The sequence below is a fragment of the Isoalcanivorax pacificus W11-5 genome (assembly GCF_000299335.2).
GTDB lineage: Bacteria > Pseudomonadota > Gammaproteobacteria > Pseudomonadales > Alcanivoracaceae > Isoalcanivorax > Isoalcanivorax pacificus.
Window position 1 is genome coordinate 1,231,976 of record NZ_CP004387.1, and the last position, 20,690, is coordinate 1,252,665.

A 20,690-nucleotide genomic window follows, 5' to 3' on the forward strand; every position below is an offset into this window, starting at 1 on the left:
TGCCCCGCTGAAACGGACGCCAGGAAGCGATATTCTCATCGCACCTGGAGGTTCTCATGCAACGTATACCCCGTCGTCGCTACACAGACGATTTCAAGGCTCAGGCGGTCACGCTGGCCGGCTCAATCGGTCGTGCTCAAGCGGCACGACAGCTGGATATATCCGTCAAAACACTGGCCAACTGGCTGGATGCATCACGGGCCGAGCGGCCCGTGAGCTCACCCTCGCGTGCACCGGTTAGCGACCTGGAAAGTGAGCTGGAGCGGCTCCGAGCCGAGAATGCCACGCTCAAGATCGAGCGTGAAATCTTAAAAAAAGCGACGGCGTTCTTCGCCAAGGAGTCCAAGTGAAATACGCCTTCGTCGCTCGTGAACGGGCTCTGTTTCCGGTCAGGTTGCTATGCCGAGTGCTGGCAGTCTCGGTGTCCGGTTTCTATGACTACCTGCGTCGGCAGTCAGCACCGCGCCGGGATTCAGACGCGATGCTTCGGGCGGACCTTCATGCCATCCATGCGGTCAGCCGCCGGACCTACGGCCGTCCACGTCTGGTCAGGGCGTTGCGAGCCCGTGCTCATGTTGTCGGCCACAAGCGTGTTGCCCGCCTGATGCGCGAGGAGGCGCTTCAGGGCAAGGTGAAGGGCGGCTTCAAGCCCCGCACTACCGATAGCCAGCACAGGCGGCAGGTGGCTCAGAACCTGCTGGATCGCCAGTTCGCCGTAGACAGTCCTGTGCCGGCCTGGGTGGGAGATATTACCTACATTCCCACCAGGGAGGGTTGGCTGTATCTGGCTGTGGTACTCAGCCTGCAAACCCGGCAGGTGCTCGGCTACAGCCTGTCCGAGCGCATGCCTGACGACTTGGTGCAGCAGGCATTCCTCAATGCCTGGACCGCTTCGCCGGTCGGTGAGGGCGTGCTGTTCCACTCCGATCGTGGCAGCCAATATGCGAGCGGTGACTTCCGTGCGATGATCGCTGCGCTGGGCTTCGTGCCGAGCATGAGTCGCAAAGGTAATTGCTGGGATAACGCCGTGGCTGAGAGCTTCTTCGCGACGCTCAAAAACGAGGAAGTCACGGGCGCGTATGCCAGCAAAGCGGAGGCACATAACGCTATTGCCAGCTACATCCACGGCTTTTACAACCCCACAAGGTTGCACTCAGCCCTCGGATACGTGTCACCCAATGACTATGCAAGCAGACTGAAACACGCAGCTTGATTCACGGCTTCTTGGCGTACGTTTTCGCGGGACAGGTTCATACAACCGCACGGCCCACCTGGAGGAGCGCCGCGCGATGATGCAGATGTGGGCGGATTATCTGGATGGGCTCAAGGCTGACAAGGCTTGAGCCGCCTGAGTGCCGGGAGGCCACCAGCAGGTTTGGCTGGCGGCTAGGCAAGCTCTGGTCCTAGAAGTGCTGGTTTACTATCAGTCCTTGCCCATCCGGGTGAGCTTCCTTGTAGGCACTCTCAATGAGCATTTCCACGAAATCATGGGGACTCAGTTCGTGGTGTTTTGCCAGTGTCTCCAGCTTGCTTCGCGCCTCTTTCGATAGAGGCATGTAGTAGGGCTTCTTGGCCTTCCCGGAGTCGCGGTACTTCTTCTGACTCCAGGTCTTTTTCATCTTCTCAAGGAACAGCTTTTTCTCAGCAGGATGACCGAGCGACAAGTTATCCAGCGAGGCCAACACGCAGGCGTAATAGTCCCGAGTATTGGTCGGTGCAGGAAGGTTCATGGCCTTGAAGGCCTTGTGCAGATAGTCCCATGCCCAGGTCAGCTGGCTCCTGTCTTTCGGATCTATCCATTGGGTGTCGGCGTCCGGTGTTCTGGCCTGTGCCCATTGGCCTCTGTACCCATGCATCCATTGGATCTTCTGATCGACGGGAATATTCCACAGGTCGAGGGCCAGGATGACTTCATCCCGGCGTGCCTCGGGAGCAGTCCACAGCAATTGAAAGGGCAGTTGGCCGGGAGCTTGTTGATAGAGCTCCTGTACTCGGGCAAGCATCCAGATGAGCAAGCGATCATCGTCCTTGTCGAGCCATTTGAGATGGTCCTCACTCATCACAAGGTCTGCATGAGCTGCCGTGAGCTGCCTAACGAACGCTTGCGGGTTCTGTGCCATGTTGATGGTTGAAGCAATGGTGGCCTGACGTTCAGAGCGCGCCACCGAGTGCTCCAAGGGTAATGGCGCCCCAAGCTGCGTCATGTAGCGCCAGAGCCAACGAAAGTCTCTGTCCTTAAACCGCTTGAATTCTTCCGGTAGCTCAATGGGCTGCCGCTGCCAGCTATTCATGATCGTTATCCTTTTGTCTGCCTACAATGTAGATAAGACAAATGTATTCCTGTGTAATTTCGCTTGTCAAGAATTTTGTAGAAATGCCTGCAGAGTTCGTGCTGAATTTCTGATGGGGAACACGTCGAATCCACCGTAGAATTTACGGTGATCCAGGGGGGGGAATGGCCTAACTGATTGAGTTGTATCGGGCTTTTCTGCAAGTAAGCCTACCAGAATGCCGCCAAATGTCCAGCCGACAAGGGTTGGTTTGAGCGCGGTCGGTTTTGATATTTCTGGAGAGTGCGATTAAGGGGATCGCTCTTGGGGACGCCTAGCCTTGGCGCAGATCCAAGGTGTGCCCAGGGCGGTCAGAGATGTCGGTAATAGATATATGGCCCTTATACCAGCCCACTTGTGAAGGCTGGTTGATCAGAGTGTCTGCCATAAGAAGGAGATAAGGGCTGGCCTCAAAGCCAGCCCATTAACAAGTAAGTTTTTACCAGCGTGCTGGTTCCTATGAACATTCACGGGAGCCACACATGAACAAGCGTCATCCAGAAAACACCAATCTCAAACTCCATTACGATGCCACTTGGGAAGGCCTGCCAGTATTGGCAAGGCCGGAGCGTCCTTTGGTGGTTAACTACCTTGAGACAAGCCGATCCGTTCTGGATCGTGCCCTGACTGAACATCCCAGAACCTGTGTCATGCACATCCTGCCCCGTCTGCCATACGGCTGGCAGGGGCCGTCAGGCGGGTTGGCAAACCGGTTCATCAAGTCTCTTCGTTCCCAGATCAAATTTGACCTGCAGCGCAAGCGCCGGCAGGGCAAGCGAGTACATGACTGCCATGTCCGTCTGATCTGGTGCCGGGAGTTTGGAAAGGAGGGGCAGCCCCACTACCACATGGCCGTTCTGGTGAACCGGGATGCTTACTCGGTATTGGGCCGAATAGCCGGCCAGCCTGAGCCAGACTATCCATGGTGGATGGAAGAGGAGCAGGCCGTGGTCAATATGGCTGAGCGGATCCAGCGGGCCTGGTGCAGCGCGTTGGGTATATCGGATCGCCAGGGGGTCGGCCTGGTCCAGATTCCCGCCAATCCGGTTCAGCTGGTCGCCACGGGGTCCCCGATGTTCAAGGTGCAGTACGAGGAGGTATTCAAGCGCATCAGTTATATGGCCAAGGCAGATACCAAGCTGTACGACGATGGGCACCGTAACTTCGGCTACAGCCATGCCTGAGGCGGGTAAGTTTTTACTGGCGAGCGCTATCACATGAGCGAATAACCGGAGTATCCAATGCGACTCATGCGACTGGATGAAACCTGCGAGATGGCAGGCATCAAGAAAACCACCGCTTACAAGATGATGAATGAGGGTATCTTCCCGAAGCCCGTGAATGTCGGCGAGCGGGCTGTCCGCTGGGTCTCGACGGAAATCGAGGCCTGGATCAAGGACCGGATGGAAGAGCGCGATGCACTGGCGGGCGAATAGCAAGAAGTTTAAGCCGGAAGCCGTCTCCCGGTGGCTCCGGCTACTTGCCAGAAGGGGTATCCGGCCGGGTGTGCCGGAATACCAGAAGTGCCGTGACATGTTGATGCCCATTCGAGTCCCGCTTGGGCAGGCGTCGGCTATGGACGGGGGCCAGACCCCTTACAGCTGGGAGCCGGGAAAGGAGATCAATGGATTCATGATGGTCACGGGCGGATCCGGGTCAGGGAAGACCGAGGCTCTCAAGCTGATTGGAGGATCGCTGGTACGCCATGGTATCCCGGTGATCACCATCGACTTCCATGGGGATGTGATCTTCGAGGGCCAGAACACGCTTTACGGCCACGCGCCTCAGTCGGGTGGTCAGGGTCTCAATCCTCTGGCAATCGACCCGGCCACACTGGCTGGCCGTGGACTGGAGGTAAAGATTGCCAACGAAGTGGACCGGATTGGTCGGGCCACCGGCCGTCTCGGGTACAAGCAGGCTTCATGCCTGCGAAAGGTCATCACAGATCTGTACAGGGAGTTCGGCATTAGCGATACCCTCTACTCCAGCTGGCGCGCTGCGTATCCGAGTCTGGTCGATATTTTCAATCGTCTGAGCCTGGCGTGCGAGGAGGGTATGGAGGGCTTCGATAAGCAGACATTGAGGGAGTGCCGTGCCAAGGTTGAAACGCTGTCGTGCAATGCCTTGTTTCGTCACCCCTGGCCACTGACGGTACAGGGCATGCTTGCCTGGAATATGCGGCTGGACTGCAGCCAGCTGGGGCGTGAGGCCAGATTGCTGGCGGCGGAGACAGTTCTGGACATGCTCTTTGAAACGGCTCGGGCTACAGGGCCGATACCCGTAAACCCCCGTTCAGACTCCGAGCGGTACCGTGTCTTCGTGATCATCGATGAGGTCAAAATACTCAGCCTCGGACGCGGTAACACCGAGGACTCAAGGCATATCCTCAATGTGCTGGTGACCGAGGGGCGGAAGTACGGCATAGGGCTGATCCTTGCCTCCCAGATGATGTCTCACTTCGGCAGCGAAGTGCATGCCATGGTCTCCTCTCGCCTTGTCATGCGGAGAATGGATCCCCGGGAGGCCAGGCGTGTGGCACCTCAAATGGGGCTCATGCCAGAAGATTTGGTATCGATGGAAAGCCCGCCGGGTACGGCATACTTCCGCAGTGCGTCAACTGGCGGGACGGTCATGCTGCAAATTGATCGGCCGCCCATACCTGAGTGTCAGGGGTTGATCAGTGAGATCTGATTTGCCTTGTATGGGCCCACAGCAACCACCTAGCCAGAATTGATCAGCCACCGGGCAACCTCGTCCCGATTCTTGATCACCACCTGCTGAGCTTCGGGAGATCGCTCCCGAGGAGAAGAGTCCACCCTGAGCTGCTGCAGCACATAGCTGACCAGCGCGCCCCGTGTGGGAATGCTGAGCTGCATGTCCGTCATCCCGTAATCTCCGGCTATCACGGCTTTCTGGGCGCGTGATAGCCGGGGGTCGGGAATCAGGGTGAGGGTAACGGAGGCATTCCACGCTTCGTCCTGATCTGCGCCATGGGTTGCCGGCAGGGTGATGCCGGGTGCCTCGCTGATTCTGCTCAGCACGAAGTCCCGGAATTCACTGCTCTTCTCGCACCAGGCACGGACATGCCAGCGGTAGCCAGAGTGCACCACGGTGTGGGGTTGGATCACCCGGTATTCGGGCTCTGGATTGCTCAGCGAGGCGTATCGGATCTCAACCCGTTTGCCTTCCCGGCAGGCCTGCAGGATAGGGCGCAAGATTTCCGGTTTTAGCGCTCGGGCTGGCGGCAGAAGCACTTCGGTGTTCAGCTCGCGCACCGCCAGGCTTTCAAAGGAGCAGGCCAGATCCTCCCGGGCGTGCATCATGTGCAGGTATTCGTCCGCCAGGCCCCGGGTAAAGACCGGCCGGAAGCCGGGAGTGGGTCGGTAGCCCTTCAGGTGCCGGTCATATTCCAGGTTGCCCTGGCCGTGCTCGGCCAAATAGGTGTTGATGTCTTTGGATGCCTGCTGGCGGCCGATGCCGAAGGCGCGCATCAGGTGGTTGGTGGTGAGACGGCCCTCCCACAGGCTGATTACCTCGATCAGCCGGTAGCGGAGTAGCAGATCCCAGCGGGTTGGCCAGCCCTGAGTTGAGGTATGCAGTTGTGCCATGGGCTTATTCCTAGAATCTGCTTGGAAAGGCGACGTGTTTATGTATTCAGTATTAACATGTCGTAATTAAATACATATATTGTCATTCGGTAAAGTGCGGGAAGGTGGTGCTCCACCATTGTGAAGCTCAGGTTGGGTAATCTATCTAGGAATTATTACCTAACCCTCTGATTTCTGTACTATATGCCTTTGGTCTTATCCCGGGCCCTGGGCCTGTGCCGGGGCGATTGGCTAGCGGATAGCAGTTCATGACGAAAACAATAACCTTGTCCCAAGTTGAGTCCCACCTCTGGCAGGCTGCCAACATCTTGAGGGGGCCGGTCGACGCGGCCGATTTCAAGACCTATATCTTTCCCTTGCTGTTCTTCAAGCGCGTCTCAGACGTTTACGACGAGGAGTATGCTGTTGCACTGAAGGAGTCTGGAGGCGACGTCGAGTTTGCCCAGTTTCCCGAGAATCACCGGTTCATGATTCCGGAGGGAGCACATTGGAATGATGTTCGGGCCAAGAGCGCGAACATTGGCCATGCGCTTCAGAAAGCCATGCGCAGTATCGAACAGGCGAACCCGGATACACTGCATGGCATTTTCGGCGATGCCCAGTGGACCAATAAAGATAGGCTTTCTGATGCGCTGCTGAAGGACCTCATTGAGCATTTCTCATCGCTCAATCTTGGTAACGCGTACTGTAAGGCAGATATTCTCGGTCAGGCCTATGAATATCTGATCAAGAAGTTCGCTGACTTGACCAACAAGAAAGCCGGTGAATTTTATACGCCGCGATCGGTGGTCGCGCTGATGGTGCGCATGCTTGCGCCTAAAGCAGGCGAGACTATTTACGACCCTGCGTGTGGAACCGGTGGAATGCTTCTTGAGGCGCTGCACTATGTCAAGGAGCATGGTGGCGACGAGCATCTGATGTTGGGAAAGCTCTACGGTCAGGAAAAAAATCTGACCACTTCGGCAATCGCCAGAATGAATCTGTTTCTGCACGGCGCCGAGGACTTTCATATCGAGCGAGGTGACACACTGCGCTCGCCCGCCTTCTACTCAGGCGACAGCCTTGCGGCATTTGATTGCGTCATTGCTAACCCTCCGTTCTCCCTTGAAAAGTGGGGGGAAGACGTCTGGGTTAATGATCCGTATGGACGCAATTTCGCCGGTCTTCCCCCCGGTAAGTCAGGCGACCTTGCCTGGGTGCAGCACATGATCAAGTCCATGGCGCGCAAAACCGGCCGCATGGCCGTGGTGCTTCCCCATGGCGTGTTGTTTCGCATGTCAAAGGAGGGGGAAATTCGCCGCAAGCTGCTGGAGATGGACATGCTCGAAGCGGTGATCGGTCTCGGTCAGAACATTTTCTACGGCACCGGTCTCGCGCCCTGCGTCCTGGTCTTCCGCGACAACAAACCCAAGGCGCACCGCCAGAAGGTTCTGTTCATCGACGCCTCCAAGGAGTTCAAGACCGGCCGTGCCCAGAACGAGCTATTGCCGGAACACGTGGACAACATCCATCGCTGGTACGAGGGCTATCAGGATGTGGAGGGGATCTGCCGGGTGGTCACGCTCGACGAGATCCGCGAGAACGATTTCAACCTGAACATCCCCCGCTACGTGGAGCCGGTGATCGAGGAAGAATCCATGACCATCGATCAAGCCGTCGCCAATCTAAAGGAATCGCTGGAGGCAGCGTATGCGGCCGAAGATCGCTTGAAGGCGCTGCTGCTTCGGGAGGGTCTGTTGTGAATATCTACCAGTACAGATCGCCCCTTGGCCTCTTTCTGATCAAGCCGCATGCCGACAGCCGCTGGGGGCTGTGGTTTAAGGCTGACCTGCTTGGCTCCTATTTCTCGGCCATGGCGGCCGCCGATGACGTCTACATGCAGGCGACCGGCGATTACGACTGGGACTCCCTGGATGGCGTCGATATCCCAACGGACATTTCTGAATGGGATGTGGTAGCGCGATGAAGAAAAGCAAACACATTTCCCAGTCGGAGCTGGAATCTTACCTCTGGGGCGCAGCCACCTTGCTGCGCGGCTACATCGACGCCGGGGACTACAAGCAGTTCATCTTCCCGCTGCTGTTCTACAAGCGCCTGTGCGACGTCTATGACGAGGAGCTGGCCGATGCGCTGGAGGAATCCGGCGGCGATCAGGAATACGCCGCGCTTCCCGAACAGCACCGCTTCCAGATCCCGGAAGACGCTCACTGGAAGGCCACCCGAACCAAGGTCAAGAACGTGGGCAAGGCCATTCAGGATGCCTTGCGGGCCATTGAGACGGCCAATCCCGACACCCTGTACGGGGTCTTCGGTGACGCCCAGTGGACCAACAAGGACCGCCTGCCGGACCACATGCTGCGTGAGCTGATCGAGCACTTCAGCTCGCAGACGCTTTCGCTCTCCAACTGCCCGGAGGATGAGCTGGGCGTGGGCTACGAGTTTCTGATCAAGAAGTTCGCCGACGATTCCGGCCACACCGCTGCGGAGTTTTATACCAACCGCACCGTGGTCCACCTGATGACCGAGATGCTCGAGCCCAAGCCGGGCGAGTCGATCTATGACCCCACCTGTGGATCAGCGGGCATGCTGCTTTCCGCTGTCACCCATCTGAAGCGGCAGAACAAGGAGTGGCGGAACCTGCGGCTGTTCGGCCAGGAGCGCAACCTGCTCACCTCGGCCATCGGCCGGATGAACCTGTTCCTGCACGGCATTGAGGACTTCCGTATCATCCGGGGCGACACCCTGGCCAATCCCGCCTTTGTCGAAGGCGACCGGCTCATGCAGTTCGATGTGGTCCTGGCCAATCCGCCGTACTCCATTAAACAGTGGGACCGCGATGCCTGGTCCGCCGATCCGTGGGGCCGGAACCTTTACGGCACCCCGCCCCAGGGCCGTGCCGACTATGCCTTCTGGCAGCACATCATCAAAAGCATGAAGGCCAAGAGCGGCCGCTGCGCAATCCTGTTTCCGCATGGCGTTCTCTTCCGCAACGAAGAGTCAGCCATGCGCGAGAAGTTGGTCGCCCACGACGTGGTGGAGTGTGTGCTGGGCCTCGGTCCCAACCTCTTTTACAACTCGCCCATGGAAGCCTGCGTCGTCATCTGCCGGATGAACAAACCCAAGGAGCGCAGGAACAAGGTGCTATTCATCAACGCGGTGAACGAAGTGACCCGCGAGCGGGCACAGAGCTTCCTCACCGACGACCACATCCAGCGCATTGTCGATGCTTACCAGGCTTTCGGTGACGAGGACGGCTTTGCCCGGGTGGTCAGCAATGACGAGGTCCGGGAGAAAGGCAGCAACCTCAGCATCCCACTCTACGTGCGGGTGGGAAACGGAAACGGCAATGGCAACGGCGCGGCCGAAACCGTCAGCCTCACACAGGCCATTGCGAACTGGCAGCAAAGCTCGATGGCTTTGCGGGAGTCGATGGACGAAATGTTTTCAATGGTGGAAAAGGTTGAAAATGATCAAGCGAATTAATGTGCTAAAAGGAATTGGTCGTTTTTCCGCACTGAACCCCACGCGAGGCACGGAAGGCGATTTTTCCAGTTTGAACGTCATCTACGCAAGCAACGCATGTGGGAAAAGTACCCTGTGCGATGTGTTCCGTTCCCTTGATACCGGCAACCCCGCTTATGTAATTGGCCGGAAGAGACTTGGATCGGACGCCCAGCCAGAGATTGTCATTTCGTTGGAAGGGGGGCAAGCAACCCGTTTCCAAAACGCTCAGTGGCATGAGCGTGATCATTGTCCGCCGATTCATGTCTATGATGACCGGTTTGTAGCAGAAAATGTTTTCATCGGGCATCACATCAGCGTTGATCAGCGCCGCAACTTGTATGGACTGGTGATCGGTGATCAGGCCATCGCATCGAAACAGGCAGTCGATACGGCAGAACAACAGCTGAGCAACGCCACTACTGCATTTAATGCTGCGCACTCAGACCTGACCAGGCTTATTCCCACTGGTTACACCATAGACTCGTTCAGAAATCTTGCTTTTGTAGATGATGTGGATACCAAAATTTCTGAAGCAACCAGCGAATACAGAACAGCAGAACAAACAAAAACAAAAGCAGATGCCATTCGGGCTCGCAGGCCACTGGCTGCATTACCGATAGCTGAAGTTCCAGAGACATTGGATAAGGTATTGAGCTCGACACTTGATACAGCTTCTTTGGCTGCGGAGGCAAAAATCAGGGATCACCTCGCCGCCACATCTCAAGGGCTTCCAATAAGCTGGGTTAAACAAGGTTTCGATGCTCAGAGCAGTACCGCTTGCCCACACTGCGGGCAGGACATGCAAGGCCTGGATATTCTGGATGCATATCGCTCGTTCTTCTCCGGCGAACTGCAAGCTCAGGAACAGCTTCGGGAATCAACGAAGTCTGCTGTCCAGGGCGCATTTGGTGAAGCTGCGCAAAATCAGATTAGGCAAACCCTCACCTCTCACAAGACCGAACAGGACTGGTGGAAGGACGCTGCTGGTTTTGAATTTGCGTTACCGGAAATTGACGATATTGAAACCATAATCGCTTTGCTGCAAGCCGCTCATCAGGCGATAGATTCTGCATTGGCACGAAAGCAGGCAAACCCGGGAAGCGAAGCCCCCCTGACCGCTGAAGAGTCCGCCGCAGTAACCTCTTGGAATGAGAAGGCTGCCGCACTGAAAGCGTACAATGAAGCTTTAAGTGCGATAAACGGTGGACTACAAAATCGCCAGGCTAATGCTGGAGTGATTGATCTGTCACCGTTACAGCAAAGACTGACTGGATTGAATGCTGCTAAGAAACGGCATGAGCAGGTGACCGTAGATGCTTACGCAGCATACGATGTGGCTACCAGTCAGAAAACGACAGCACAACAGGAGAAGCAACGAGCCAACGAAGCGCTTCGTGAGCAATCCAATCAACTTTTCGAGCGTTATGGCGCACGAATTAATGAATTCTTGACGCTTTTTGGTGCGGATTTCCGAATTGTCAGTGACGGGGTGACCTTCAGAGGTGGTCCATCCGGTCAACTCGCGATTGAGCTAAGAGGTGAACGGGTTTCTGCCACACCAGAATCTGCGTCTGACCCATCTCAAGTGTCCCTGGCGAATACGCTCAGTGGCGGCGACCGCAGCGCTTTGGCTCTCGCATTTTTCCTGGCAAAGGTGGAAATGGCATCCGATGCTGGTAGATCAGTAGTGGTTTTTGACGACCCCTATCATAATCAGGATCGCAGTCGCCGCCAGTGTACTATCGAAAGAATCCATCATCTTGCCGGAATTGCTAATCAGTGCTTTGTATTTTCGCATGATCTCGAATTTGCACGAGCGGTTGAGAGCCGCCCCGGTACGCAAGCGAAGACCTTCGTCCTCAATCCACTCATTGACCCGGCAACCCTCGAAGCACAGCCATTTCCGCCTCTTCCCAGTCAGGCCTATTTGAAGAATTATCATCTCCTGCACAATTATTCTGAGAACCCCGCCGATCATCTTCAGCACCTCAAAGAGGTAGCAGACACGCTTCGTATCATCTTGGAGGAGTACCTGCGCCTCAAATTTCCTAAAGCATGGGCAGATAACGATTGGCTGGGAGACATGATTCGGAAAATTCGCGAAGCACAAACCGGAACGTCACTATCACATTGCCAACCCCTGGTTGAGGAGCTTGCGCATATCAATACGTACAGCCAGCGTTTTCATCACGGCGGAACTGGCGAGGTCGCTGACGAACCAGAAGCCAGAGAGCTTAAAACTTATGTAGATAGAACTCTGAAAGTGATTCACGCGGGAGGGAATATATGAGTTCCCTGAAACCCGGTTGGAAGATGGTGAAGTTCGGCGAGGTGGTGAAGAACGCCAATCTTGTGGAGCGAGATCCCGAGACCAATGGCGTTGAAAGAATCGTCGGGCTTGAACACATCGACCCCAAGAATCTGCATATCCGGCGCTGGAATTCCGTTGTGGATGGCACCTCGTTTACCCGCAAATTCGTACCGGGACAGACGCTTTTCGGTAAGCGCCGGGCCTATCAACGCAAGGTCGCCTACGCTGAGTTTGAAGGCATTTGCTCCGGGGATATCCTGACGTTTGAGCCGAAGAACAGAAAGGTTCTGCTGCCGGAACTTCTGCCGTTTATCTGCCAGAGTGATGCCTTCTTTGATCATGCGCTTGACACCTCGGCCGGATCGCTGTCGCCGAGAACCAGTTGGACAGCATTGAAGGACTTTGAATTCCCGCTGCCGCCCATTGATGAACAGAAGCGTATTGCCGAGATCCTGTGGGCAGCGGATGAAAGCGCCGAAGCGGAACGTCTTGTAAATGCCAATCTTGAAAAATTGCTTCAGGTCAAGATCAATCATTTTGCTCATCAAGAGGCCGAACGCGGCAATGAGCATTTTTTGGCAGACTGCATAGAACCTAATAGACCGATTACCTATGGAATTCTTAAGCCAGGACTCAATTTCGAGGGAGGAATTCCAGTAGTCAAAGTCCGAGACTATCCAAATGGAGTCATTGTTCTTGATGACTTGCTACATACAACGCCAGAAATCGAAAAGGAATACAAACGATCACGGCTTGTTCCTGGAGACATTTTGATTTCGATCCGGGGCACTGTTGGTCGTGTTGCCGAAGTCCCCCCAGAGTTAGACGGAGCAAATATCACCCAAGACACTGCAAGGCTATCAATCAAGAGTGATTTACACCACCGCTATGTACGAACGATTCTCGAGTCTAACTATGTGCAACGGCAGATAACCGCCAAGATAACCGGGCTGGCGGTACAGGGGATAAACATTGGCGAATTACGGAAAATAAGAATTCCAATCCCGGACCTGAAGATTCAGGAACAGTTTGCGTCTGAATGTATTGCTATCCGCAGCGCGCAAGCTTGCTGTGCTCGAAGCATCGCATCATTAAAAACTCTTGTAGAAGGCTTTTTCGAGGCCAGTGTAAATGGAGAGGGAGCCCATGTTTAACGAAGAAAACACTGTCGAACAGATGGTTCTCGACACGCTCTGCGGCGGCGTAACTTCGAACATGGTTGCCGAAGAGCTTGCGAGCTACGGTGGCGAGATCAAAGGCTGGCGCTTCGTGTCCGCCGAGGAGCTGCCGCGTCAACATTCCGACGTGCTGGTGGAGTCGATGGTGCGCGACGCCCTGATCCGCCTGAACCCGGAAATCAAGGCCCAGCCCGACCGCGCCGACGAGGTGCTCTATCGCCTGCGGACCATTCCGCTGTCGGTGCAGAGCGAAGGCCTGGTGCGGGCCAACGAGCTGTTCGCCGACTGGCTACGGGGCGAGAAATCCATGCCCTTCGGCGAGCGCGGTGAACATACACAGGTAGCGCTGATCGACTTCGAGAACCTCAGCAACAACGATTACGTGGTCACCAACCAGTGGGTTTACCCGGTCAAGGAAGGCGGCCGCCGCTTCGACATCATTATGCTGGTCAACGGTATCCCGCTGGTGGTCGGCGAGGCCAAGACGCCGGTGCGCCCGGCGGTGACCTGGGTGGACGGGGCCAGCGACATCCACAACGGCTACGAACAGAGCGTGCCGCAGATGTTTGTGCCCAACGTCCTCTCCTTTGCCACCGAGGGCAAGTGCTACCGCTACGGCTCGGTTCGCATGCCCATCGATATCTGGGGGCCGTGGCACGAGGGCGAGAACAAGGCCGAGGGGACCCTTGCGGACGTGCAGCGCTCCATCCGTTCCATGCTCCGTCCTCATGTGGTGCTGGACATCCTGCAGAATTTCACCCTGTTCGCCACCGACAAGAAGCACCGGCGTATCAAGATCATCTGCCGCTATCAGCAGTACGAAGGCGCGAACCTGATGGTGGCCCGCGTGGTCAAGGGCTATCCCAAGAAGGGCCTGATCTGGCATTTCCAGGGTTCGGGCAAGTCGCTGCTGATGGTGTTCGCGGCTCAGAAGCTGCGGATGCACCGCAAGCTCGGCAACCCCACGGTGATGATCGTGGTGGACCGCATCGACCTGGACACCCAGATCACCGCCACCTTCAATGCCGCCGATATCCCGAACATGATCGGAGCCGCCACCCGGCAGGAACTGCAAAGCCTGCTGGCGGCCGATACCCGCAAGATCATCATCACCACCATTCACAAGTTCGGAGAGGCGGGCGGCCGCCTGAACGAGCGTTCGAACATCATCGTGATGGTGGACGAGGCGCACCGCACCCAGGAAGGCGACTTGGGCCGCAAGATGCGCGACGCGCTGCCTAACGCCTTTCTCTTTGGTCTGACCGGTACGCCGATCAACAAGCGGGACCGCAACACCTTCTGGGCCTTCGGCGCGGACGAGGATGAGCAGGGCTATATGAGCCGTTACTCGTTCCAGGACTCGATCCGGGACAAGGCCACGCTGCCGCTCCATTTCGAGGCGGTAGACGTGAAGCTGCATATCAACAAGGACGCTATCGACGAAGCTTATGCTCAGATGACTGATCAGCTGAGTGAAGAAGACAAAGACGATCTGGCGAAGCGGGCCGCGAAAATGGCGGTGCTAATCAAGTCGCCAGCTAGAGTCAGCGCTATATGCCAGCATATCGTCAGGCATTACCAGGATAAGGTAGAGCCAAACGGGTTCAAAGCCCAGGTCGTCACCTTCGACAGAGAATGCTGTGTTCTTTATAAGCAGGCGCTGGATGAGCTTGTCGGCTCGGAGGCAAGCGCCATTGTGATGCATACGACAGGTGGCAAAGGCGATGAGTATGCGCAATGGAAGATGTCTCGTGATGAAGAGGAAAAGCTTCTCGACCGTTTCCGCGACCCTAACGACCCGCTCAAGTTCCTGATCGTCACGTCCAAGCTGCTGACTGGTTTTGATGCGCCCATCCTGCAGGTGATGTACCTCGACAAGCCAATGAAGGATCACAATCTTTTGCAGGCCATCTGCCGTACCAACCGTGTTTATCCCGGCAAGACCCACGGCTTGATCGTGGATTACCTGGGCATTTTCGATGACGTGGCCACAGCCCTCGATTTCGATGAAAAGGCGGTGCAGAAGGTCATCACCAATCTGGATGACCTCAAGAAAGAGCTGCCCGGCGTGGTAGCGAGATGCCTGGCGTTCTTTCCCGGCGTGGATCGAACCGTAGGCGGCTACGAGGGGCTGATCGCGGCGCAGGACTGCCTGCCGGATAACGAGACACGGGATAAATTAGCGGCGGAATACTCGGTGCTCTCCCGACTGTGGGAGGCGCTATCTCCCGATCCGTGTCTCGGCCCTTATGAGAAAGACTACAAGTGGCTGACTCAGGTCTATGAATCGGTGAAGCCCCCGAGCGGCAACGGCAAGCTGCTCTGGCACGCCCTGGGTGCCAAGACCATCGAACTGGTCCATGAGAACGTGCATCTGGAGACGGTGCGCGACGATCTGGACACCCTGGTGATGGACGCCGAGGTACTCGAAGGGCTGCTCGATGCCAAGGACCCGGACAAGAAATCCAAGGAAATCGAGATCAAGCTCATCGCCCGCCTGCGAAAGCACAAGGACAATCCGAAGTTTGTCGCCCTGGGCGAGCGCCTCGAAAAGCTCAAGGAGCGGCACGAACAGGGCCTGCTCCATAGCCTCGACTTCCTCAAGGAACTGCTGACCTTGGCCAAGGAGGTCGTCCAGGCCGAGAAGCAGGTGGACCCTGTCGATGGACAGGCCAAGGCTAAAGCGGCCCTGACCGAACTGTTCGCCGAGGTGAAGAACGGCAAGACGCCGATGGTGGTCGAGCGGATCGTGACCGACATCGACGAGATCGTACGCCTGGTTCGGTTCCCCGGCTGGCAAGACACCAAGGCGGGAGAACGCGAGGTCCAGAAGGCCCTACGAAAAGTGATTTACGTGAAGTACCAGGTCAAGGACCAGGATCTGTTCGATAAGGCGTTCGGATATATTCGGCAGTACTACTGAAAAGGGATGGAAATGGGGCTCTATGGCTAAAACAGGTCAGGCAAAGCAGATCATTGAAAACCGCAGAGGCGACACCTTTGGCGGTTGGCCTGCCCGTACCCTGCTGGAGGCGGGCGACATTCCCATTGCCCAAATCGCCGAGCTTGCCCTGCGTGAAGGACAGAGTTCGAATCCTTTGTATCGGGTCCACCGCTGGTTTGCTCGCCGGGTGGGCTCTCAGTTCCGTTCGATTATCACCGCGCTGACCCTTCCCCCTGACAAGGCTGATGCCTTTTGGAATACCTATCTCGGCAAAACCTCCGTGCATGGCGCTGTCGTTCTCGATCCCTTCATCGGCGGCGGGACAAGTTTGGTGGAGTCTATGCGCTGCAACGCCCGGGTGATTGGTTTTGATATCGACCCGATCGCGACCTTTATTACCCGATTTGAATTGGCCGCCTCCCGGATGGAGGATCACTACCCGGAAATCGAGCAGATCTGCAATGAGATCGCCCAACTCATTATGCCGTTGCATCGGACTATGGTGGACGGCGTCGAACGGGATGTTCTTCATCATTTCTGGGTCCAGGTGAAGCAGTGCTCGAATTGCCAGAACGTTGTAGAGCTCCATCCCCATTTCCAACTGGCCTACTCCAAAGAGAAGGGCCTGCAGTGGGTATTCTGCAAGGACTGTCATGCGGTCCACGAATTGCCGATTGAACGCAAGGTGCTGCACTGCTCTTGCGGCAAGCGCACCACTATCAGCGCGGGCACGCACGGCAACGGGATCATGACTTGCCCGACCTGCAAGCACACACAAAAGATCGCAGCGGACGACCTTGACGGTGCCGAACGTCCCGCTTGGAGGCTCTTTGCCCAGGAGTATCTGGTCGGAACCGGCAAGAACTGCACCAGGCATTTCAAGCGCGTCGAAGAGGCGGACCAGGCGTTGTACGACCGAGCCACCCGTAAGCTGCGGATGATCGGGGATGGCTTGCTTGTGCCGACAAGAAGCATTCCCCGCGAGGGGCGCTCAGATGGTCGACCTCTAATCCACGGGATTCGGCATTACGCAGACTTTTTCAATGACCGGCAGAAGCTCCACCTGCACCTTCTCGGTTCGGCCATCGGCCGAGCGGAAAGCGATGAGGCGCGGCGCTGCCTTGAGCTGGCCTTCAGTGAACATCTCACCACGAACTGCATGTACACGGCCTATGCGTTTGGCTATCGCCGAACGAGCCCAATGTTCTCCATTCACTCATACCGGCACATCACTCGTCCGGTCGAGCTGAACCCTTGGCAGGATGGCGTTGGACGGGGGACGTTCATCAACACGGTCCGGAAAATATCAAAGGCGATTGCCTTTGCCAAAGCGCCCCAGGAGCTGCATCCGGAAGGCGCCAGAGTCGGTTATGAAGATGATTTCGAGCGCGAACAAGCCTGTCTTGGCTCAGTCGATGATGTATTGAGCGGCAGCGCCACGGCGGCGATTGAAACCCAATCTTCCGAGGAGCTCCACTTACTACCGGACGGCTCAGTGGATCTCGTGCTGACCGATCCACCGTATTTCGACAATCTGAGCTACTCGGAACTCTCGGACTTCTATTTGGCCTGGCATCAGGCTTTGGGAATCGCACCGCCCCCGTATGACGACAACGCCACTTCGGCTCCGATACTGCAGAACCTGGCCATCACGCGACGGTCCGACGAAGCTATCAAGGGATACCAGGAACGGCTTCAGCAGATTTTCATGGAATGCAATCGAGTGCTCAAGCCGGATGGGATCTGCGTGTTCACCTACCACCATAAACTCGCATCGGCGTGGGATGCTCTCGGCACGGCTCTGCTTCATTCGGGACTCTCGGTAACCAAAGTGCTGCCCATGCGTGGCGAAGGCCAAGGAGGCCTTCACACTTACGATGGCACCATCAAGTGGGACGCGGTGCTGGTCTGTCGCAAGAAGAAAGGCGTCATTAAGAGGGGTGTTCCGGTCATCAGCGAAACCGCCTTCAAAGACGCTGTCGTGGAGGCGGAATCTCACTTTGAGGCCTTGTCCGCCTATAAACGGATCGGCTTCAAAATACCTGATTTCACAAATTTGGCTCGGGCGTTGGTCGTCAGTAGAGGTTTCTTAGGTGAGGCGGATACCAGCACACGACCGATGTCGGATGCATTGAAGAACATACCAACCCCGGGAGAGTTGTGATGGCGAAACTCGATAAAGGAACGCTTGCCCTAACATTCAAATTCGATTGTGACCGGTTTCTCCGGTTTCGTCTGGCCAGTGATGCTGAAAGGGACTCACTTGGGGTCTCGGCCGAAACCTACAAGCGCCCTGGTATTGAACTTATCAAAGCAGCCGGGCGGCGTTGGGAAGCCGACAAATATCAGGATCTGATCGACACCTCGGATGATGGGAAAGTTGTGTTCCTTCTCGAGGATAAGGTCGATGATCTACTGGGACGGAAGCCCTTCAAGAAGATCCAGAACCTTTTTGACATCCTCCGGCAACAAGAACCACCTCAGGCAATTATCGAGGCGGAATTCACGGTTCCCACAAACATTACTCCCGGTCTTCAAAAGGCATACGACGATTTCGGTCTCGACCAGGTAAGAGTGCGCCCGGACATCCTTTGGATACGTCCAGGCGGTACTGGTGCGCCGCTGATCGGCAATGGGACTGTGCCTGAATACGAAGTCCATATCATTGATGTGAAAATGGCTGCGGAGCCATCCCTCCGGCACTTCACAGAGGTGACCTACTACGCTTTGGCGTTGGCCACAGCAATCCAGCAAGAGGGACTTGGCGGTAGATATGCCGTTTCGGCGGAAGGCACCATCTGGCCAGGAAGCCACGACATCAATGCGTTCAGGAACCTGGTCCAGCTTAATCAGGCCAAGGGAGCCGCAGATCCCGTTTCCGAGGCCCTCAGCGAAACGCTGATTCGGGTTCCGTATGAAGTCTATGAAGTCCACGTAAAGCAGTTTTTCGAGAATCGCCTTCTCCGGGTTCTACAGACCAATATGGAGGATGCCAGTTGGCATGTCGGTCCCAAGTGCCAGCTTTGCGACTACGTTCGCTACTGCCGAGACAAGGCATCCGAATACGATCATCTTTCCCGGCTGGCCTGGCTCAATCAGGGGCAGGCGGAATTGCTCCGTTCAAATGGCATTACCTCTACAGCGGAGCTGACCGAAGCCGTGACTACCGCCGATGATCGCTGGCAATCCGTTATCGACTCCAGCCACCAGTTGCGGGCGGATGGGCCAGCGTTGGCCACTCGTGCCCGTTCCCTGACCGAGGGGGCACCCTTACCGGTCGATGGGCGGCGCAGCGCGATGATCCCTGCCTGGACTGACCAAAGCATCTTTATCACGATTCATTTCGACCCGGGCTCTGGTATCTCCTTTGCCCTGGGCGCGGCGCGGCTCTATTTTCCGCACGGCCGCAAACCCGGCGATCCTCCGGTGACGGACGAAAAAATTTTCATCGTCGACCGTGTCGATGCGATGAACCCGGAAACGGAGCGCGAGAGGCTAAAGGAATTTGCGACCGTGGTTTCTGAGTGGTTAGATGAGGTGTCGACCGTCAACACAGGTCTACCGGCTCGTGACCGTCTCTCTTCCCACATCTTCTTCTGGGACATGCTGGAGGTGCGTCAGCTCAAGCGCATGTTCGAGCGTCATATGCAGAACCCTGACGTGATCGAGCTGATCGAGGTACTTACCCGATTCTTCCCCCCGGACAGCCTGTTGCCCGATCCGGATGCTTTCAAGTCTCAGCCAGGTACCATCGTCAAGGAAGTTCTTCGAATGCTGGTTGGGCTGCCGGTTGCCCACGATTACTCCCTGTTTGATGCAGCGAACAGTTTCTTCCCAAATGTTCGGGAGGATGGCACCCCGTATAAATTCGATCTGCCTTTTGGGTTCGCTACCCCAATGAGCGATCAGATCCCATTCGAACGGGCCTATGAGCTGTGGCAGGACAAAATTTTCGTTCGCCATTTCAATAAACTTCATCCTACTGACCCATCCAAGTGGAGACGCTACACCCGGGACGAACTCTACGATGGCATTAAGCGGGCCACGAAGGTTCACCTGCAAGCTTTGCAGCACATCGTCCGGCGACTGCGTGAAAACTACAAAGACCGGTTAGTGCTAAAAAAGAGCGGCTTCTCTGCCGCACGATCCTCCCAGGCAAGTGTTCCAGAGGCGGCAAGAAGCCTGATCGCTTTTGAGAAGCTCAATGTCGCGTGCCAGGAAATGGAGAACCGGAACACTCGCTCACTGCCCGTCGATGAACGGGAGGCGAGGTTTTTCTCGATACGCGGGTTGACCTTGAAGCCTCAAGCAGAGGCTGACCCGATCATCGATGAGATCAAGTTCGCGAATCCACAGTACCAACCCGAAACGCTCTATGTTTTCGATTTTTCTCCGACCAGCAGGGATTCCAGAATCAAGGAAGGCGAATTTACCGTCGCCCTATCCAACGAGAATGAATACGTGGATCTCGACGAACCGTGGCGTCGGCGACTTGGACTGGGCTTCCAGGATGCAGAAGAACTGCTGGGCGAACACGGCCTGACCGAGCGGTGGATGACGAACAAGTCGATAGGGGCATTGCTTCAGGTAGAGGTCATTCGGTTGGAGGCCATGCAGGACAATCCCTATGTGGTTCTTAAGCCGGGGCACCAGGGGCTCTTTCAGTTTGCCGTCGCCCAAGGACTCGTGGCGCTCGACTCACCGCTTGTCCTCGATCCGATGTACCGGGATTTCTCGAGCGACAGGATAGAAAAAGCATTGAGGTCTGTCGGCGGCAAGGCAGCACCGATTAAACGTGCCAGGAAGCGGAGGTAA

15 protein-coding genes are annotated in these 20,690 nt (G+C 56.2%); 13 read left to right on the plus strand and 2 right to left on the minus strand.

The annotated features are described in order from the left end of the window. Positions 1–56 precede the first annotated feature (56 nt). Entirely contained in the window at positions 57–350 is a 294-nt protein-coding gene (locus tag S7S_RS05505) for a transposase (RefSeq protein WP_041025832.1), read from the plus strand. Next, positions 347–1,213, plus strand: coding sequence for an IS3 family transposase (locus S7S_RS05510; RefSeq protein ID WP_041025831.1), 867 nt, complete (start codon positions 347–349; stop codon positions 1,211–1,213). Before S7S_RS05505 ends, S7S_RS05510 begins: the two co-directional genes overlap by 4 nt. 190 nt (positions 1,214–1,403) lie before the next feature. On the opposite strand, the gene S7S_RS18775 is transcribed toward S7S_RS05510, so the two are convergent. Continuing rightward, a complete protein-coding gene (locus tag S7S_RS18775; RefSeq protein ID WP_008737820.1) occupies positions 1,404–2,291 on the minus strand; it encodes a hypothetical protein in 888 nt (295 codons plus the stop codon). A gap of 521 nt (positions 2,292–2,812) precedes the next feature. On the opposite strand from S7S_RS18775, the gene S7S_RS05520 reads away from it, so the two are divergent. The 3 genes from S7S_RS05520 to S7S_RS05530 all read left to right on the plus strand — a co-directional run bounded on the left by S7S_RS05520 (position 2,813) and on the right by S7S_RS05530 (position 5,021). Then, entirely contained in the window at positions 2,813–3,514 is a 702-nt protein-coding gene (locus tag S7S_RS05520) for an inovirus Gp2 family protein (protein WP_082027639.1), read from the plus strand. Between the two features lie 57 nt (positions 3,515–3,571). Then, positions 3,572–3,766: a helix-turn-helix transcriptional regulator gene (locus S7S_RS05525; protein WP_008737822.1), complete on the plus strand. Its 195-nt coding sequence runs from the start codon at positions 3,572–3,574 to the stop codon at positions 3,764–3,766. A gap of 97 nt (positions 3,767–3,863) precedes the next feature. Next, positions 3,864–5,021, plus strand: coding sequence for an ATP-binding protein (locus S7S_RS05530; RefSeq protein WP_238582942.1), 1,158 nt, complete (start codon positions 3,864–3,866; stop codon positions 5,019–5,021). Between the two features lie 29 nt (positions 5,022–5,050). On the opposite strand, the gene S7S_RS05535 is transcribed toward S7S_RS05530, so the two are convergent. Then, complete coding sequence (locus S7S_RS05535) at positions 5,051–5,938, minus strand: helix-turn-helix transcriptional regulator (protein ID WP_008737824.1); 888 nt, start codon at positions 5,936–5,938, stop codon at positions 5,051–5,053. A 248-nt stretch (positions 5,939–6,186) separates the two neighbouring features. Between S7S_RS05535 and S7S_RS05540 the strand changes: the two genes are divergently transcribed. The 8 genes from S7S_RS05540 to S7S_RS05575 are packed head-to-tail and all read left to right on the plus strand — an operon-like array spanning position 6,187 to position 20,690. Then, on the plus strand, positions 6,187–7,680 hold the full coding sequence (locus tag S7S_RS05540; RefSeq protein WP_008737825.1) for a type I restriction-modification system subunit M: 1,494 nt from the start codon (positions 6,187–6,189) through the stop codon (positions 7,678–7,680). Beyond that, positions 7,677–7,904, plus strand: coding sequence for a hypothetical protein (locus S7S_RS05545; protein WP_008737826.1), 228 nt, complete (start codon positions 7,677–7,679; stop codon positions 7,902–7,904). Before S7S_RS05540 ends, S7S_RS05545 begins: the two co-directional genes overlap by 4 nt. Then, on the plus strand, positions 7,901–9,421 hold the full coding sequence (locus S7S_RS05550) for a type I restriction-modification system subunit M (protein ID WP_008737827.1): 1,521 nt from the start codon (positions 7,901–7,903) through the stop codon (positions 9,419–9,421). The genes S7S_RS05545 and S7S_RS05550 overlap by 4 nt, the downstream gene beginning before the upstream one ends. Further along, complete coding sequence (locus S7S_RS19170; protein WP_082027640.1) at positions 9,405–11,732, plus strand: AAA family ATPase; 2,328 nt, start codon at positions 9,405–9,407, stop codon at positions 11,730–11,732. Before S7S_RS05550 ends, S7S_RS19170 begins: the two co-directional genes overlap by 17 nt. After that, positions 11,729–12,907: a restriction endonuclease subunit S gene (locus tag S7S_RS19175; RefSeq protein WP_008737829.1), complete on the plus strand. Its 1,179-nt coding sequence runs from the start codon at positions 11,729–11,731 to the stop codon at positions 12,905–12,907. Before S7S_RS19170 ends, S7S_RS19175 begins: the two co-directional genes overlap by 4 nt. Continuing rightward, positions 12,900–15,854: a type I restriction endonuclease subunit R gene (locus S7S_RS05565; protein ID WP_008737830.1), complete on the plus strand. Its 2,955-nt coding sequence runs from the start codon at positions 12,900–12,902 to the stop codon at positions 15,852–15,854. Before S7S_RS19175 ends, S7S_RS05565 begins: the two co-directional genes overlap by 8 nt. A 22-nt stretch (positions 15,855–15,876) precedes the next feature. Then, the gene (locus tag S7S_RS05570; RefSeq protein WP_008737831.1) at positions 15,877–18,039 is read left to right on the plus strand and encodes a DNA methyltransferase; all 2,163 of its coding nucleotides are present in this window, start codon (positions 15,877–15,879) and stop codon (positions 18,037–18,039) included. After that, the gene (locus tag S7S_RS05575) at positions 18,039–20,690 is read left to right on the plus strand and encodes a hypothetical protein (RefSeq protein WP_035204975.1); all 2,652 of its coding nucleotides are present in this window, start codon (positions 18,039–18,041) and stop codon (positions 20,688–20,690) included. Before S7S_RS05570 ends, S7S_RS05575 begins: the two co-directional genes overlap by 1 nt.

Excerpts from the sequence above, each read along its gene's own strand:
- S7S_RS19175 (WP_008737829.1), top strand. The coding sequence starts at position 11,729 with ATGAGTTCCCTGAAACCCGGTTGGAAGATGGTGAAGTTCGGCGAGGTG.
- S7S_RS05530 (WP_238582942.1), top strand. The coding sequence starts at position 3,864 with ATGTTGATGCCCATTCGAGTCCCGCTTGGGCAGGCGTCGGCTATGGAC.
- S7S_RS05550 (WP_008737827.1), top strand. The coding sequence starts at position 7,901 with ATGAAGAAAAGCAAACACATTTCCCAGTCGGAGCTGGAATCTTACCTC.
- S7S_RS05575 (WP_035204975.1), top strand. The coding sequence starts at position 18,039 with ATGGCGAAACTCGATAAAGGAACGCTTGCCCTAACATTCAAATTCGAT.
- S7S_RS19170 (WP_082027640.1), top strand. The coding sequence starts at position 9,405 with ATGATCAAGCGAATTAATGTGCTAAAAGGAATTGGTCGTTTTTCCGCA.
- S7S_RS05505 (WP_041025832.1), top strand. The coding sequence starts at position 57 with ATGCAACGTATACCCCGTCGTCGCTACACAGACGATTTCAAGGCTCAG.
- S7S_RS05535 (WP_008737824.1), bottom strand. The coding sequence starts at position 5,938 with ATGGCACAACTGCATACCTCAACTCAGGGCTGGCCAACCCGCTGGGAT.
- S7S_RS05520 (WP_082027639.1), top strand. The coding sequence starts at position 2,813 with ATGAACAAGCGTCATCCAGAAAACACCAATCTCAAACTCCATTACGAT.
- S7S_RS05565 (WP_008737830.1), top strand. The coding sequence starts at position 12,900 with ATGTTTAACGAAGAAAACACTGTCGAACAGATGGTTCTCGACACGCTC.
- S7S_RS05570 (WP_008737831.1), top strand. The coding sequence starts at position 15,877 with ATGGCTAAAACAGGTCAGGCAAAGCAGATCATTGAAAACCGCAGAGGC.
- S7S_RS18775 (WP_008737820.1), bottom strand. The coding sequence starts at position 2,291 with ATGAATAGCTGGCAGCGGCAGCCCATTGAGCTACCGGAAGAATTCAAG.
- S7S_RS05525 (WP_008737822.1), top strand. The coding sequence starts at position 3,572 with ATGCGACTCATGCGACTGGATGAAACCTGCGAGATGGCAGGCATCAAG.
- S7S_RS05540 (WP_008737825.1), top strand. The coding sequence starts at position 6,187 with ATGACGAAAACAATAACCTTGTCCCAAGTTGAGTCCCACCTCTGGCAG.